The sequence below is a fragment of the Shinella sp. Sh6 genome, from assembly GCF_055392685.1.
The window spans coordinates 2,446,219-2,462,454 of sequence record NZ_AP044005.1; the positions used below are offsets into that span (position 1 = coordinate 2,446,219).

Here is a 16,236-nt window from a genome sequence, read left to right on the forward strand (position 1 = left end):
GCCGCAACGTGAAACGTTGCGGCGCTTGCGCAAGATGGGCAGCGGGCGGAGGATGAGGCGGCGACACATCCTCGAGCGGGCCCCGTCCCGAAAACGCCCGGACGACACGTTCAACAGAAGTGGGGGAACGGCAAAGCCATGGCCGACATCACGAATACCGCAGCTGCCAATCGCGCGCGCTTGGCCAGCGAAAATCCGGTGAAGCGCTTCTTCCGCGCCACCGAAATCGACACCCGCCTGCTCGGCATGGTCGGCGCCATGCTGATCATCTGGATCGGCTTCGACATCCTGTCGGGCGGCCTGTTCCTGACGCCGCGCAACCTCTGGAACCTTTCCGTCCAGACCGCCTCCGTCGCCGTGATGGCGACCGGCATGGTGCTCGTCATCGTCACGCGCAACATCGACCTGTCCGTCGGCTCCATCCTCGGCGTCGTCGGCATGACCATGGGCGTGCTGCAGGCCGAACTGCTACCCCAGTTGCTCGGCTTCGAGCATCCGGCCATCTGGATCATCACGCTCGCCGCCGGCCTCCTGCTCGGCGCGGCCATCGGCGCATTGCAGGGCTTCATCGTCGCCTTCCTCAACGTGCCCTCCTTCATCGTCACGCTCGGCGGCCTCCTCGTCTGGCGCGGCGCCACCTGGTTCGTCACCAGCGGCCGCACGGTCGCTCCCATGGACGCGACCTTCCGCCTGATGGGCGGCGGCACCAACGGCTCCATCGGCGCGACCGCCAGCTGGATCGTCGGGGCGCTGGCCTGCATCGCCATCGTCGCGACGATCGCCAACTCCCGCAAGCAGCGCAAGCGCTTCGGCTTCCCGCTGCGCCCCATGTGGGCCGAATATTTCCTCGTCGCCGTCGGCTGTGCGGTGGTGCTCGGCGCCGTCACCGTCGTCAATTCCTATCCCTGGCCGGTCGCCATCGCCCGCAAGTTCGCCGACGCCAACGGCATCGCCTGGCCCGAAGGCGGCCTCTTCATCCCGCACGGCATCGCCATCCCCGTGCTGATCGCCATCGTCGTCGGCATCGTCATGACCTTCATCTCGACGCGCCTGCGCTTCGGCCGCTACGTCTTCGCGCTCGGCGGCAACCCGGAGGCGGCCGAGCTTGCCGGCATCAAGACCCGCTGGGTGACGGTGAAGATCTTCGCGCTGATGGGCGTGCTGTGCGCCGTCGCCGCCGCCATCTCCACCGCCCGCCTCAATGCCGCGACCAACGCGCAGGGCGAGCTCGACGAGCTCTACACGATTGCCGCGGCCGTGATCGGCGGCACGTCGCTTGCCGGCGGCATGGGCACAATCGCTGGCGCCATGCTCGGCGCCCTCGTCATGCAATCGCTGCAATCGGGCATGGTGCTGGTCGGTATCGACACGCCGTTCCAGCGCATCGTCGTCGGTGTGGTCCTCGTCGTCGCCGTCTGGCTCGACACGATCTACCGCGCCCGCGCCAAGTAAGAGGAGCCCACCCAATGACGGACACCCGTACGCCCCTCGTGGAGATGAAGAACATCTCCATCTCCTTCGGCGGCATCCATGCCGTGGACAATGCCTCGGTCGATCTCTATCCCGGCGAGGTCGTGGCTTTGCTCGGCCATAACGGCGCCGGCAAGTCGACGCTGATCAAGGTCCTCTCCGGCGCCTACAAGCGCGACAGCGGCGAGATCCTGATCAACGGCGAGCCCGCCGAGATCACCAATCCGCGCGACGCCAAGAAATACGGCATCGAGACGATCTACCAGACGCTCGCCGTCGCCGACAACGTGGACGCGGCCGCCAACCTCTATCTCGGCCGCGAGCTGCGCACCCCCTGGGGCACGCTCGACGACGTGGCGATGGAGGCCAAGACCCGCGAGGTCATGGGCCGCCTCAACCCGAACTTCCAGCGCTTCAAGGAGCCGGTGAAGGCGCTTTCCGGCGGCCAGCGCCAGTCGGTGGCGATCGCGCGCGCGATCCTCTTCGACGCCCGCATCCTCATCATGGACGAGCCGACCGCCGCGCTCGGCCCCCAGGAGACGGCGCAGGTCGGCGAGTTGATCAAGCAGCTCAAGAAGGAAGGCATCGGCATCTTCCTGATCAGCCACGACATCCACGACGTCTTCGACCTCGCCGACCGCGTCTCGGTGATGAAGAACGGCCAGGTCGTAGGCCACGCCCGCACCGAGGACGTGACGAAGGACGAGGTGCTCGGCATGATCATCCTCGGCAAGGTCCCGGAAAAGGCCATCCCCGGCCCCGGCGCCATGCAGACCGCCTGACCCAAGAAAAAGCCGCCGGCCCACCCCGGCGGCTTTTCCCTTGAAAGAGATAGCCTTCCCGCAATTTCCCGATTGAAGCCCGCCCCCACCTGGGCTAAGAACCCCTCATCGGACAGACGAGTCATCGTCAGGCAAGCACCCGTAGCTCAGCTGGATAGAGTGTTGGATTCCGATTCCAAAGGTCACAGGTTCGAATCCTGTCGGGTGCGCCACCTCAATTTTAGAGCGACACATGAGAGCGGATTAATTCCGTATTGACCGGACGCTCGATATCACAAGAGCGGACTCTCACTCGTGCCATTCCCCGCCGCACGCTTCCAAATCCTCTGCTTGCCAATATCCCACTACTAATCTGACCCCTCGTTGGAGTATCCAACAGGTTGCTCGACGACGATACCGTTCCGGAACCATCATTCTCCACGTCAGGACGGGCGCTCGTCCTGCCTCGAAAAACGCCAGGCTCAGACCGCGTGTGCTGAATGCCGAACACGCTTTGTAACAAGCAGCCGTTCGAAACGATGAGCCTGCAAAGGATTCAAACATACCCCGTCAAGTATCTCCAATTTTGCGCGCGGAAAGCAAGTATATTGAGCTCGCCGGTTTTGCTTTCGTATTTGCCATCGCAAGCATAGCTAGGCAAATATCGAAGCTCGGCGAAAATTCACAGCATAGTTGGGATATACTGACATTTATTACGCCCCGTGATCGCTCGAGGAGACCCTCCATGGACTCGCGCGTGTCTTGCAAGGGATTCGGCGACTGCCCCTAAAGGATTTGAATCCTTTATGTTGCGTCGACGAGCCGCATTTCCGCTGGACGATGCCCAGCGTGGCGGCCATGGCCACCCAGATCCAGGGCCGGCCGTTTCGCCGACCGTCGGAAGTCGCGAAGACGATCGTCTTCCCAGCTCCGGACGAGGCCTCTTACATCGTCGGCAGCATGCTCGTCATCGACGGCAGCATGGGCAGTCGTTAAGGATTGAGGATCAGAAACCTCGGCGCTCAAGCCGGGCTTGAATCCTTGAGCCATCGGTGCCATTTCGGATTGCGTCCGAACCTAAGGCCCACCTATGGCAGATCGAAAGCATATCCCGACAGAGTTGAAACTGCGCCTCTTCTCGGCCGCCGCCGGCCATTGCCAGCGTCCTGACTGCCTCGCTCCCCTCTTCCCCGCGGAAATGGGAGGCGACAAGCATATTGCAGAGATGGCGCATGTCATTCCGCACGGCGAAGACGGCCCGCGTCGGGAAGAACGTCCAACAGGCAAATTCGAACCGGACACGTTCGAAAATCTCATCCTCCTATGCCCGACCTGCCACACGATCATAGACAAGGATCCGGAAGCCTATCCTCGCAACACGTTGCTGGGATGGAAGGCGGAGCATGTTGGGGCGCTCGCGCGCAAGCAGGGCATTACAGCCTACGACGAGCGCAGGCAGGTGCGCGACGCAGTCACCTCAGCCATGAGCGAGAACAAAGCTGTGTGGAAGGAGTTCGCCCCTGTGGATGGCGAGGCTTTCAAATTAGACCCCGAGTCCGAGACCGCGAAGACGTGGTCCCAGCGAATGAGAAGCGTGATCCTGCCGAACCATTTCCGTATCCTCGCGATCATCAAGGCGAACCTAAATCACGCCAACGACGCGGAAAAGGAGACATTCGCCCGATACCAGGAACACGTAAGAGGTCTTTCCGAACGGCACGTATGCGACGTCGCTGGGAGTGGCATACGGTATCCTGCTGAAATGGATGGGATGTTCGCATGAGCTGGCAGGTCGACTACGCAATCAAATCCATTTTGGAAGTTCCTGCCGTGACGGGGGCGGAGAATATCCGCGGTGACGCCATCAAGATCACGGCCGAGAGACGGCCCGAATCTGTTGCCGTTATTTCAGATGCCGACTTCATCGATGCTGCGGTGGCGAAAGCCTACCATCAGGAGTATCCCGAGATGGAATTTCTCTGCGGCTACAGAAAAAGTGCCGTTTGGGAAGGCGGCGCCATCAGGTACCTCGAGAGTCAGAAGATCGGCTGGGGAAACGGCGGAACGCTCACCTCAGCGATTCAGGACGACAACGTAAAGACGGCCAGCCACAAGGAGTTCTTTTTCTCCGACCGGCTGATCAGGCAGCTCCGATGCGTGACGTCGATCGATCGAGAGTTTGATCGAGTCCATAGTGTATCGCTCGTAGACGGGCGGAAACTCCGAATCGGAATGCTCATGGAATACGAGCCGACGGCCGAGGCTGTTCGGAGTCTATGGGGCAGATTTGGGGCGGTGGACGTCGTATGGAATATCAATCCGAATGGAAAGCCCACGCAGAAGGCTATCGAGGCCGGAGACGAGCTGGGCTGCAAGGTGATGAAATGGGACGAACTCAAGGTGCTCCTGAAAGGTCGTTGAAGACATCCTCCGAAGTGGCGAGACAGCTCCTTGAAACCTGCCCGTCGCTGTCCGAGTTCGAATCCTTCATGTTCGGTTCTTCGCTCGTGCGTGCCGGGAACGATTTCGACGTCCTGATCGTCGGCCCCTCCGGCGAGCCGCTGGCGCGGCTGAAGAGCGAGATCGCTCTCGCTGGCAGAGAGCTGCCGCTGGACGTCCTCTACATGCTGCCGGCTGAAGCCGAGGAGACGGGCTTCGTGTTGAACGAAGGATGCGTGCCGCTCTTCGAAATGGCGCTGCCAGACTAGGCTCGAGTTTTCCGCAAGGATTCAGACCGCATACGGGTCTGTGTTGCTTTCGTGGACAGGGTCCGATCTTCGCCCGACGCTATCGTCATTCACTACGACTTTGCTACTCTTAGCTGCCGCAGAGAGAATTGATTCGCGTCGGGACGAGATGGGCGTAGTCGAAAAGATAAAGCGAGAGGCAAAACGCGAGGAAGGCGGCGCTGTTCTGACCGAGCGCCTTGACTATCAGTTTGCCTGGGGCATCCAGCGCATGCTCGCGCTTCACGTCACGGGTCAATCCTATGCTTTCTTGTTCGAATCCCACGACGACATCCTAGAACTTGACCACGAGGCGACGCCAAGGAAGATCGTCTTCTACCAGGTAAAGACGCGCAAGAGCGGCAACTGGACTGTCGGTAGGTTCACCGAGCGGAAGAAGGTGAAGGACGGCGACGGGCTCGGCGCTTCGGTCGCGGGAAAAATGTTCGACAACATCAGGCGTTTCTCGACGTGCATCGACCGGGCGGTGATGGTGACGAACATGCCCATGCCAAAACTCAGTTCGGACGTCGGCGAACATTGCCTGACAACGCTCGACAAGGAATCGTTGAAGGAACTCGGCGCCGCGATGAGTGCCGAAGACGCCGCCTTCGTGGCTGCCACCCACCTGCCGTACTACCATCTGAACTACAGTCCGCTCCACTTCAACAATGCGCATCACACCGTCGTCGGACAGGTGGCCGACGTGCTTTTCAAGCGCACGGGAAGTGAACGCGGCGCGAAGACGTTCTTCGACGCCCTGTCCGGGGAGTGCAGGCGGAAGGCGAAGCCGCAGCCCGCGGTCCGGACATTGACGGAGTTCGACGCCGCGCATGTTCTGAAGAGGTCTGACGTCGAATCCTTCCTCGCCGTCCATGGCGAGTACACGTCGCCGAGCTGGGCGAACGTCGCTCCCTTTCTCCAGCCGCTGGGATTCGTCAGGGTCACCGCGATCATGAAGGCGTGGGACCGCTATGAGATCGACCGCAGAACGCGCTGGGAAACGTTGCGCCATGTAGCGCCGAAGATCGCCGCAGCTATTGAACCGATTTTCGATGGGCGCCAAGATTTCATCCTGGCTCTGCAAGAGGCCGTCGTGGAAGTTCGGGACGTGGTGCATGCGTGGTCGCCTAACGCCGACGAAGCCACGATCACCGCCATGATCCTCTACGAGTATCAACGCCAATGAACGAACGCGAACGCTTCGCCCTTCTCGTCCGAAATCTGAGAAAAGAAAAAGATGAAACGCTTGAGCTTCGAAAGGCTGGAATTGTTGTCGCTGACCGAAAGGAAGGCGCGAACGATAGACTTCCACCCGAAGCTGACGATCATCCAGGGAATAAACGGGGTCGGTAAGTCCTCGGTCATTAAGAGCCTTTATTGGACGCTCGGTGCGGCTCCTCAGGCGATACATCGCGACTGGGTAGCCGCGAACGTCAAAAGCAGGCTTCATATCCGGATCGACGACGCCTCCTACTCCGTCGTCAGGGATGGCCGTCAACTGGCCATGTTCGACGCCGAAGGGAAGAAGCTGATTTCCACCAACAGCATCACCCACGAGTTCGGGCCGTTTCTCGCCGACAAGCTCGACTTCGGGCTGACGCTTTTGAACAGGAAGAACGAACCGGAGGTGCCTCCCCCGGCATATGCGTTTCTACCGTTCTACATGGACCAGGACGGAGGGTGGGAGCGCCCTCTTTCGTCGTTCGACAGGCTGACGCAGTATGCGAACTTCAAACGGGCGATCATCGAATATCATTCGGGCATCAAGCCGAACGAGTTCTACAAGATCTCCGCAGAAAAGACGATCGCCGCACGCCTGAAGTCCGAGGCTATATCCGAACGGAACACGGTAGCCGGCGTCGTCGCGAAGCTGGGTCTCGATCCGGTGTTCAAGGGCATCGAACTCTCCGCCTACGATCACGACGCAGCGGTCGAGGAGCTTCTCGTCCGCCTGACGGATCTTCGCGACAAGCGCCAACGGCGCGCGGCGAAACTCGCCCAGGTCGTCGACGAGCGGCTCCTTCTCGAGGAACAAATCGAGCTGGCGCGCGCCGCTGCGAGAGAACTCGGCGCCGATGCGAACTGGGCTGCCTCGGATGGACGTGAGACGATCGCCTGCCCGACGTGCGGAACCGATCATCGGAACGACTTCAGGCATCGGTTCTCAATCCTTGCGGACCGCGACCAGTGCTTCGAATTCGTGGCGAGTTCTCTCGACAAGATAGACGATCTCGCGAAGGAGGCGCGCGACGTCGAAGAGGAAATGGCATCGACCGAGCGCATCATCGCAGAGGTTCAGTCGACCCTGGAATCCGAACGCGAACAGGTAACGCTCAAGGAGGTGATCGAGAACGAAGGCAGGCGACAGGCCATGTCCCTGTTCAACGAACAAATCTCCGAACTCGACGAGAAGATCGGCGGCTTCGAGGCTTCCATTGTCGAGATGGAGGCAGCGCTCAAGGAATTCAACAAACGGCAGCACCGTGAACAACGCGAGCGTTTCTATGCAGACAGGATGCGCAGCTATATCGACAGGCTGAACGTGCTCAATCCAGACTACGACGCTGTTTCCAAGATCACGGGCCGCATAGTCGAGACCGGAAGCGAGCAGCCTCGCCTTCTGCTGGCGTACGAGCTGGCCTTGCTTGCGACCATTCAAGAGTTTTCGACGGCGTTCGCCGCGCCGATGGTCATCGACAGTCCCAACCAGCAGGATCAGGACGACACGAACGCGCGGTCCATGCTCTCGCTGATCATCGATTCCCGCCACCCCCAGGGTCAGACGATCCTGGGCACGGTTTCCATGCACGGCATCGATCCGGGAGACGCCAGCGTCATCGAGTTCAACGACAAGCGATCGGTTCTGCAAAGCAGCGAATTCGAATTCGTCTCGGCCTCCTTGAGACCCGCGCTCGAGACGCTCTGACGTGAGGGGCCTTCCGATCTGCCGTCGTCGGCCGCCTACACCATCCACTTTTGATGCTCGGCGGCTGCCTGAGCGCTCTTCAAGGCGACATGACGTGAAGCGCGGAACATCGCCGTGCATGCGGATAGATGGCCCTGCTTGATCGCGTTGTGCTACGACTGCCGAATTCCATTTGAAGCGAGTGAAGATCTGATGCGCCGCCGATACGTTGCCATCCTAGCGGCTCTCCTTTCTGCGGCGACGGCTGCGGCCGCCGACTTCAAACCATACGCGAACGGCCGCTTTGGATATGCCGCCGACATCCCCAGCGACTTCAAGACGACACTCATGCCGGAAAACGGCGACGGCTTGGGTCTCCAGAGCCCGGACGGTAAGGCGAAGCTCTCAATCTGGGGGAACTACGTTACCGAGGGCGGCTTTTCCCAGAAAAGCGATCTCCGGAAGAAGTTCGCGACCGACGCCGGCTGGCAGTTCACCTACGAGAAACGCGGAGCGTCATGGGCGAGCTATTCCGGCACGAAGGGCGACCGCATCATCTACATGCGGCAGATCGCGCTATGTGACGGCGCCATGGGGAATTTCACGTTGGAGTATCCGGCCCGCCAGCAGAAGCGGTATGGCCCGGTGATCGACACGATGGTGAAGACGCTGAAGGCGCCGAAACACTGAGAGTGATTGCGCTCGCCCCGGCGCCGTCTACGGAAAGAGTTCCAGCACCTTGGCGAACGGGTTCTTTCGCTCAGAAGCAGCTCTGGCTTTCTCCCTGATCACAATCGCCGGATCCAAGCGCCGATTGAGCGCGATGTAGATATCCTGACCGTCCATCAAGATGATGCGCCTCGAGGTGAACGCAGCGGAGGATGGGGTTGAATAGCCGGCATGGCTAACGTGCAGCCCACGGGTCCATATGGTGCGCTCTTCAATCTTTCCCTGAAAGGAATGCAACATCGTGGCATCAGTTTGCGCGCGATGCCATTTTGCCTCGACAAGGTATGTCGTGCCGTCGTGTTGAAAAGATCCGTCGATCTGTTCACCGATAGTCCTGAAGGACGCACGGGCGTCCAGCCCCCACGTGTCAAACCACCGCTTCAGAAAACGCTCGAAGGCGTACCCTCGTTCGTGAGGTCGGTCGGTCATCGCTTCGAGTGCGAGGAATTCGGATTCCAATGCTGCGAGGATACCCTCCGCAGGGCGTAGCGGCTGAGTGACTTTGGGCTCCTCTACGACAGCGGCACCGGGCAGCGGCCGGCCGCCCAACCGCTCGATAATCGCGCTGAGTTTCTTCCGGTTGGCATCGGTGGCATCGTCGGGGCGGTCAGCCTGCAGATATTCCCATAATCCCGCCAGGGCCTTGGCAATTGCCTTCGGCTGAGCCTTCTGCGTGAAGGCGACGAGACGCTTGCCCTTGGAATTCCCCCGGAAGCCATAGACATCGTCGTAAATTTCCACGCCGACCTCGTGCCGAAAGAATTCGGTGAAGGTCTGGTTCGTGAAGTTGAGAACGTATCCTCCTTGGACGAAAAGATCATCGACGAGCTTGGCTTCTATGGGTCGGAGGGTCATGTGACATCAGTCTCGGGTTATGAAACGGGCACGATCCAGGAGTTCGTCGAACGTGACGATGTCCAAGTTTCGAGTATCCCGACGGAAGAGTTCGAAGGTGTCGCGGCGAACCTCGGCGTCTCGACGGTTGCCGACGGCCGAAATCTCAGCGGCGCTGCCGAGGACAAGTATCGCCTTCGGATCTCGAGTCCTCGTTTCAAGTTTTCGGTCTCCGGATTTGTCGTGGTTCTGCCCTGTCTGAGCTTGCAGGAGCCACTCCGCCTTCTGCTCCAGAACCTGGGAGACGGCGTCCATGAACTCGTTGCTGAAGCGCCAGGTGCCGGATCGACCTGCTCGGCGCTGCGCGAAAATCGGAGTGTCCGGCCGCTTGATCTCGACGAGGACGGAATAGTCGGTGAAGTTCATCAGGTAATCGACCGTCGGCCGGTCCCGGTCATCAGTTCCCCCGGCCCCCACAACCATCTCCCGATCGAAGGGGCGCATGATCCTGTAATCGAGACCGTAGCCAAAGACCCAGCTCTGCCGCTCGAAGAAGTCCTGCCAGCTTGTTTCCGACCAAGATCCCTCGGCGAGTTCACGCTCGAACTCTTCAAGACCCTGGCGCCGCCCCAGCAGGAGGTTGATCTCGTTTTGGCTAAGTTCAGGCTGAACGTCCCGCAAGAGCCGCTCTCGCTCCTGTGGGCCGAGCCGTCGAATCCTTGTCAGCAGCGCGTGGTCGGAGGCGTCGGTGATGATCTTCGGGCCGTTGCCAACAGACACGTCGCGAACGTCGAAGGTTCCCTCGTTCGAGCGATCGATGAACTTGATGCTCTCGAGGAATGCGAGCAGGCGTTCGAATTCATCCGAGCGGAATGAGAACGAGTCCTTTTCGTAGCCTTGGTACCAGTCGCCTGCACGGTTCTGGAAGGTTTCTAACGTTACGCGACGAATTCCACCGTCGTCCTGGCTGACAAGGGCCGTAACCTGCGTCTTCCGCTTCTCGCCGGTCATCCGGAGACACATCGATCCTTCTATCTCGCCGAGGAGCACGTTCTCGGTTCCGTCGATAACAGCTCGGATCAGCCGCCGGCGCTCGGGATTGATCGAGCCATGCTCGAAAACCTTGCTGAGGTAAGCCTTGCCTTCTTTCCGAAGCTCGAAGAACTTCGCATCGTCATCGCTCATTCCCGGATATCCAGCAGCTTTAGGTTGGCGCGGAATAGATCACGCGAAGCGAAGTTTAACAACAGAAGGCTGAAGAATCGGGAGCTCCAGCAAGGTCGTTTTACATGTAGCCGTGAAATGTCTCTGAGCAACTTAAAATGGTTCTTGCAATCGTGCGCCGGCCTCGTTCATCCTGTTGACATCCAACGATATAGGTCCGAGATGACTCTCCAGATTACGCGCATGAAAGTCATGAACTTCCGCTCCGTCGCAGACAGCGGTTGGGTGGACATCGATCGGGTAACCGCACTCATAGGAGTGAACGAGTCGGGAAAGACAAATCTCCTTCTGCCCCTATGGAAATTCAATCCCGCGCGCGAGGGTGGCCTGCATCCGACATCGGATTATCCTAAGAAGATCTTTGGGCCAATCAGGACAAATCCGGGCGCCTACAAGTTCATAACCGTCGAGTTTGACACCGGCAGTCTCGCTCCCCGTATCGCCGACATTACGGGGTTCTCGGCCAGCCGACTTGGAACAGTTCACGTGTCCAGATTCTACGACGGCAGCTATACCGTCGATTTCCCTGATGCTCGGATTGAACGCGACGTCGCGGCGGAGAAAGTGACATCGCTCCTTCAGTTGCTCTCCAAGGACATTGAAGGAACTGAACCACTGAAATCGGAAGAAGCCCAAAAGGCTGCGTACCTGGATCAGATTCGGAAAGGATTATCATCGGTCTCCGGCGATCGGCTCGATGGTGGAGCGATCGAAGCTCTCTCGGAGTTGCTTAGCGCTGCAATCCCTGAAGAGCCGCCCAAGACCAGTACGATCTCGCCGCGGTATCGCCAAGCTGTCGACGCGCTGGATTCCATTCGGGAAAATATCGAGCAGAAGGATCTCGGGGAACAGCCAACCGTCAAAGAGATCGTCGTCGCGAATCTTCCGACCTTCGTCTACTACTCAAACTACGGCAATCTGGATTCGGAGATTTACCTTCCGCACGTTGTCGAGAATCTGACACGTACCGACTTGGGAACTAAGGAGGAGGCGAAGGCGCGGACTTTGCGTGTCCTGTTCGACTTCGTCCAGTTGAAACCGGCTGAGGTACTGGAGCTGGGCAAGGAGCACGAGGCGAGCCGTGGGGGACGGCCGACAGACGATCAAATTGCCGAGGTCGCGGAAAACAAGCGCGAGCGTTCGATCTTGCTTCAATCGGCTAGCGCTTCCCTGACAGACGAGTTTAGAGCTTGGTGGAAGCAGGGCGATTATCGCTTTCGCTTTGAGGCGGACGGTAATTTCTTTCGGATATGGGTCGCCGATGATCGACGGCCGCAAGAAATCGAACTCGAAAGCCGTAGCACGGGGCTTCAATGGTTCCTGAGCTTCTATCTCGTTTTCTTGGTGGAGAGCGCGAAGGAACACCAGAACGCGGTATTGTTATTGGACGAGCCCGGCCTCTCGTTGCATCCGCTAGCGCAAAGGGACCTTTCCGAGTTTTTTGACAGTCTCGCGAGCACGAACCAGATTCTGTACACCACTCACTCACCGTTCCTCGTGGATGCTGACCGCCTAGATCGGGTTCGCAAGGTGTACGTCGACGACGATGGCACGACCAAAGCGACGCCGGATTTGCGGGAGGGTGGCAACGAAAAGACAAAGAACGGCGCCTCCTATGCCGTTCACTCCGCACTGAATTTGACGATCGCCGAAAGCCTGATGGTGGGGTGCAAACCCGTCATCATCGAGGGGCCTTCGGATCAACACTACCTTACGGCCATGAAGATAATGCTGATCCATGCGGGAAAGATCGGACCCGCTCGGGAACTCGTCTTCCCGCCGTCTGGTGGAGCAAGAAACGCCAAGCAGATTGCCAGTATGCTGACAGGACGCGACGACGATCTTCCACTTGTGCTCTTGGACGATGACCGGCCAGGCCAGCAAGCTGCGCAGGAGTTGAAAAACGGCCTGTACACGGAGTTCAAGGAGAAGGTTCTAAGTGTTCGCGACTTCACGGGCATGGACGGTAGCGAAGTGGAAGATCTCGCGCCGCCTGATGTAATTGCCCGGATCGTCGACCGACTATACAAAGACGCCGAGAACGACTTCGAGAGCTGTCTGAAATCAGGTCCGATAGTTCCGCAAATACAAAGCTGGGCTTCGCGGGAGGGCATTGAACTCGAGAACGGATGGAAAGTTCCTCTTGCCCGCCGAGTGAAGCAGCATCTCCTCAACCAAGGTATCGAGAAGGTCGATATCGCGGTTCAAGAAATGTGGATCAAGCTCTTCGAGGCTTTCGAAAAATAGCGAAACGTCATTGTCTACAGAAAACAGGGCATCGGGACCGTCCCGGTGCCCTGTCCGCGTCGTCCCTTCCTTCCTGAAACGCCGTCCGCAGCTCGCTCCAAACAGGATTCGGAAACGCCCATTTCCCCGCATACGGCCGCCACCCGAAGAAGACCCGCGCTTCATCCGACATCTGATCCCGTATGGATTCGATCTCTTCAACAACGGCTGTAACCTCCCGCAGGAACGGCAGATTTCTCGACATCCGGTTTAGGTCGTCCTGCGCCATCGACAGGTCTTCGTCCGCGTCGAAGAAGTCCTGATCGAGGAACTGGAAGACCTCCGCGGCCTGGCGACCGCGCCGATAGGCGACATGCCGGAGATCGTCCAGAATGCGGTCGGCGGCCGCCCGGTCGAAGCGGGCGCGGCCCCTTGTCCGAAACAGGGCCGTCTTCAGCCGCTCGAGGTGAGCGGCGTCGCTCAGGCCCTTCCAGCCCGTGACGTTCGGCGGCACCGTCGTCGTCATGGATTCAATGGTCATGCTGTCTCTCCTTCATCCGTGAAGCCGTTGTCTGATCTTCCGGCGCGTCTTCGGCGTCGGCATATCCTTGGCATCGTCCGGCTTCAGGCCGTCGACGATCTGCTGTCCCGTCAGATGCCCAGCTCCGATCAGCTCAAGCCAGAGGCCTTCGATCGAGGTTCGGTAGGATTCGATGATGGTCTTCGCGCGGGCGAGCTGTTCCTGCAGTACAGGCTCGATCCTCTTGAGCAAAGGGCCGTCGACCCGGCGGGCGCTGTCGATCAGCCGCTCGTCGACGCCCGCCGGCCACGAGGCGAGCATGCCGTTCATACCAAGATGCCGGTCGAGGATGATCGCAAGTCGCGTCGCCCCGTCGAGGTCCGACGCGACGCCGTCTCCATGGTGACCGACGAAGATCTGCTCAGCGGCCATCCCGCCCATGTGGATGGCGATGTTGTCGAGGTAGAACTGTTTACCGTTGTTCGCGAGTTCTCCGCCTTCGAGCACGGCGCCGCCTAGAATTTGACGCTCCAGCGAAGCCGACGCCCTGCTCTCGATGGAAACGCCCCGGACCTTGCGGGCACCGGTGGCGACCGCGACGACCGCGTGGCCGAGTTCATGGATCGCCAGCGCCCAACGGAACTTCTCCGAGAGCGGTACGCGACCCGGAAGACTTCCCATGACGTCCGCGATGGTGACCGCCCTGCGGTCGCGGCGGGCGACGCGCCGGGCCAGCCGGACGATCCGGGCGATGTCCGCGCCGGTCAGGCCGAAGCTGTCCTCGGCGAACTGGGCGAAGTCCTCTTCCGGTAGGTCGCCGCGCAGATGGTGGCGAAGGATTCCGACACGCGCCTCGGCATCCGGCAGTGGCAATCGGACATGGTTGTCCAGCCGGCCGGGCCGAAGGATCGCCGGATCGATGACGGCCGGATTGTTGCAGGCGCCGACGACCACGACGCCTTCCCGGTCGACCGTGCCGTCGAGGCATTCGAGGAAGCTATTGATCACCTGCCGGACGTAGCTGCTGTTGTGACCGTGGTCGCTCTCGCGATCGGTGAATCCATCGATCTCGTCGACGAACAGGATCGCGGGTGCCGCGTTCCGGGCGTCCTCGAACGCCTTGAACATGGCCCGCTGCATGTCGCCCAGATGGCCCTTCGCCTGCCAGCGGGCAGCGGAGCCGATGACGAGCATCGCGCCGCAGGTATTCGCAAGCGCCTCCGCGAAGATGGTCTTTCCAACGCCAGGCGGCCCGGACAGCAGGAGGCCTCGGTCGACGTCGCTCCACGGGATGCGTCCGTTCTTCCAGTCCTTCAGGTCCTGTTTCAACTGCAGTCCCCACTGGCGGGCCTCGCCGTAGCCGCTCATGGATTCGAGGCGAAGCTCCTCCTCGTCTTCGAACCCTTGTCCAGGCGGCGGCCCGGCCTTGCGCGGCACCTCGGACCGCATGACAAGCTGGGCAAGCATGCGCCCGACGCTCCGTCCCGGACGAACGACTGCACGCTGCATTTCCTCGTCGATCAGCAGGAAGATCTCCGCCTGCTGGTCGGTGAGCCGGCCGCCATAAAGTGAGCGGAAGATTCCCTTCACCTGATCAATGGTCGGCGGGTTCAGGCGGACGACGACATCGGCGGCGAGCCGGGCTGCCACCGTGATGGACGCCTCCTCCGGGAAGAGAAGGACGACCTTCTTCTCGTCGAGCGCGCTCGCGATCTCCCTCGCGGAGTTCAGCGGCCTCTTCGGGTCGAAGTCGACGATGGCGGCGGTCTTCCTGTAGCGGTTGCCGGTGCTGAGCATGGCATCGGCCGCGCGGAAGTATGGGCCGACGTCGGCGCCGGGAGGGATGACGACGACGGCGACGAATGCATCCGCCCTGAGCAGTGGCCGGATGGCGCTCCTGATCGATGCGTACGCGAGCTGTTCGGGAAGGCCGAAGCGCTTCCGCGGAGTGATGTGGTTCTTCATGGACCTGTCCTTGATTACGAGTTGAGACGACATGGGCAGTCTCATTCCCGTATCCGGCGGACGGCCGTCTCTGGGCCGATAAGGGCATCGTCCAGATCGACCTCCAGGAATCCTTGCAGGATCAGCGCCGCGAGGCAGGCCATCGGCCGTCCCTCCCGGAAGGCGGACAGCGCTTCGGCGACGGTCAGCGATCCCACCTCGTCTAGCGCGGCAAGGATGCGCACGCGGTCGCCGAGAGGGCATCGGTAGAAGCCGTATCGAAGGAGGTCCTTGGCGTTGGCAAGCCGGTTGCTGTCGACGAAGTCGTGCATGGCGACCGGGCGGTAGGCGTGACCCAGCCGGCCGACGGCAAGATCGATCCAGTCAGGCGGCTTCGGTGTGTCCTCGCCGACGTGCACCATGAAGGTGCGGTCGTCCGTTCCGGTGACGACGAAGTCGACGCGGTAAATCTCCTCGCCGTAGGACAGGTCGACTCCTTCGCACGACCAGCGGGCGACGTCCGGGTCGACGTCGAGAAGGCATGCGAAGTCTCGAGCTTCCTGGCTGCGGAAGGCGGGATGTCCAGCGCACTTGATGGTGGCAAGCGGATAGTAGAAGCGAGGAGGCTCGTTTCGCGGGACGACATCGCCCGGCGGCCTCTCGTAGGGAATGCTCTTCATGGCACCCTCGTGAACACAATACGGATGGGCGGACGCCGGACTAGCAAGTCCGGCAGTCGGTCAGCGTATTCGTGCCGAGGCGTAGCGAGCGATGTAATACATGATGGCGGAACAGATAGAGAACGTAAGCGGCGGCGTCAAGCCGCTGGCAATTGCTTTTTCGTGTGGTCGTCCAAGATGCTCTTCACGGCGACATCTTCCCGGAGCAGCCTGA

General features: G+C 60.4%; 14 protein-coding genes, 1 tRNA gene and 1 pseudogene. 11 read left to right on the forward strand and 5 right to left on the reverse strand.

Annotated features, from left to right (window positions below; all coding sequences use genetic code 11):
• Positions 1 to 138 precede the first annotated feature (138 nt).
• The 10 genes and pseudogenes from ACZ5TO_RS11805 to ACZ5TO_RS11850 all read left to right on the forward strand — a co-directional run bounded on the left by ACZ5TO_RS11805 (position 139) and on the right by ACZ5TO_RS11850 (position 8,555).
• On the forward strand, positions 139 to 1,452 hold the full coding sequence (locus ACZ5TO_RS11805; protein ID WP_184143665.1) for a sugar ABC transporter permease: 1,314 nt from the start codon (positions 139 to 141) through the stop codon (positions 1,450 to 1,452).
• A gap of 14 nt (positions 1,453 to 1,466) precedes the next feature.
• On the forward strand, positions 1,467 to 2,252 hold the full coding sequence (locus ACZ5TO_RS11810; RefSeq protein WP_184143667.1) for an ATP-binding cassette domain-containing protein: 786 nt from the start codon (positions 1,467 to 1,469) through the stop codon (positions 2,250 to 2,252).
• Between the two features lie 135 nt (positions 2,253 to 2,387).
• A tRNA-Arg gene (locus tag ACZ5TO_RS11815) sits at positions 2,388 to 2,464 on the forward strand.
• A 622-nt stretch (positions 2,465 to 3,086) separates the two neighbouring features.
• Positions 3,087 to 3,227: pseudogene (locus ACZ5TO_RS11820) on the forward strand (short-chain dehydrogenase); the annotation flags it as partial.
• A 94-nt stretch (positions 3,228 to 3,321) separates the two neighbouring features.
• On the forward strand, positions 3,322 to 4,014 hold the full coding sequence (locus ACZ5TO_RS11825) for an HNH endonuclease (protein ID WP_464798214.1): 693 nt from the start codon (positions 3,322 to 3,324) through the stop codon (positions 4,012 to 4,014).
• The gene (locus ACZ5TO_RS11830; protein ID WP_464798215.1) at positions 4,011 to 4,652 is read left to right on the forward strand and encodes a hypothetical protein; all 642 of its coding nucleotides are present in this window, start codon (positions 4,011 to 4,013) and stop codon (positions 4,650 to 4,652) included. The genes ACZ5TO_RS11825 and ACZ5TO_RS11830 overlap by 4 nt, the downstream gene beginning before the upstream one ends.
• Positions 4,653 to 4,666: 14 nt before the next feature.
• Positions 4,667 to 4,939, forward strand: a complete 273-nt coding sequence (locus ACZ5TO_RS11835) for a hypothetical protein (RefSeq protein WP_464798216.1) — start codon at positions 4,667 to 4,669, stop codon at positions 4,937 to 4,939.
• A 148-nt stretch (positions 4,940 to 5,087) separates the two neighbouring features.
• Positions 5,088 to 6,146, forward strand: coding sequence for a dsDNA nuclease domain-containing protein (locus ACZ5TO_RS11840; protein WP_464798217.1), 1,059 nt, complete (start codon positions 5,088 to 5,090; stop codon positions 6,144 to 6,146).
• A gap of 51 nt (positions 6,147 to 6,197) precedes the next feature.
• Positions 6,198 to 7,886 (forward strand): hypothetical protein, encoded by a 1,689-nt coding sequence (locus tag ACZ5TO_RS11845; RefSeq protein WP_464798218.1) that lies wholly within the window; start codon positions 6,198 to 6,200, stop codon positions 7,884 to 7,886.
• A gap of 138 nt (positions 7,887 to 8,024) precedes the next feature.
• A complete protein-coding gene (locus tag ACZ5TO_RS11850; RefSeq protein WP_464798219.1) occupies positions 8,025 to 8,555 on the forward strand; it encodes a hypothetical protein in 531 nt (176 codons plus the stop codon).
• A gap of 27 nt (positions 8,556 to 8,582) precedes the next feature.
• On the opposite strand, the gene ACZ5TO_RS11855 is transcribed toward ACZ5TO_RS11850, so the two are convergent.
• Both ACZ5TO_RS11855 and ACZ5TO_RS11860 read right to left on the reverse strand, forming a co-directional pair.
• Positions 8,583 to 9,449, reverse strand: a complete 867-nt coding sequence (locus ACZ5TO_RS11855; protein WP_464798220.1) for a restriction endonuclease — start codon at positions 9,447 to 9,449, stop codon at positions 8,583 to 8,585.
• 6 nt (positions 9,450 to 9,455) lie between these two features.
• Complete coding sequence (locus ACZ5TO_RS11860) at positions 9,456 to 10,613, reverse strand: Shedu immune nuclease family protein (RefSeq protein ID WP_464798221.1); 1,158 nt, start codon at positions 10,611 to 10,613, stop codon at positions 9,456 to 9,458.
• Positions 10,614 to 10,835: 222 nt separating this feature from the next.
• Here ACZ5TO_RS11860 and ACZ5TO_RS11865 point away from each other — a divergent pair, with 222 nt between their 5' ends.
• Positions 10,836 to 12,899 carry an AAA family ATPase gene (locus ACZ5TO_RS11865; RefSeq protein WP_464798222.1) on the forward strand — a complete coding sequence of 688 codons (2,064 nt, stop codon included), beginning with the start codon at positions 10,836 to 10,838 and terminating at the stop codon, positions 12,897 to 12,899.
• A 7-nt stretch (positions 12,900 to 12,906) separates the two neighbouring features.
• On the opposite strand, the gene ACZ5TO_RS11870 is transcribed toward ACZ5TO_RS11865, so the two are convergent.
• Genes ACZ5TO_RS11870 through ACZ5TO_RS11880 form a run of 3 tightly spaced genes read right to left on the reverse strand, consistent with a single transcriptional unit; the run spans position 12,907 to position 16,022 of the window.
• The gene (locus ACZ5TO_RS11870) at positions 12,907 to 13,419 is read right to left on the reverse strand and encodes a hypothetical protein (protein ID WP_464798223.1); all 513 of its coding nucleotides are present in this window, start codon (positions 13,417 to 13,419) and stop codon (positions 12,907 to 12,909) included.
• A 12-nt stretch (positions 13,420 to 13,431) separates the two neighbouring features.
• Positions 13,432 to 15,363, reverse strand: coding sequence for an AAA family ATPase (locus ACZ5TO_RS11875; protein ID WP_464798224.1), 1,932 nt, complete (start codon positions 15,361 to 15,363; stop codon positions 13,432 to 13,434).
• 41 nt (positions 15,364 to 15,404) lie between these two features.
• Positions 15,405 to 16,022 carry a hypothetical protein gene (locus tag ACZ5TO_RS11880; RefSeq protein ID WP_464798225.1) on the reverse strand — a complete coding sequence of 206 codons (618 nt, stop codon included), beginning with the start codon at positions 16,020 to 16,022 and terminating at the stop codon, positions 15,405 to 15,407.
• Positions 16,023 to 16,236: the final 214 nt, after the last annotated feature.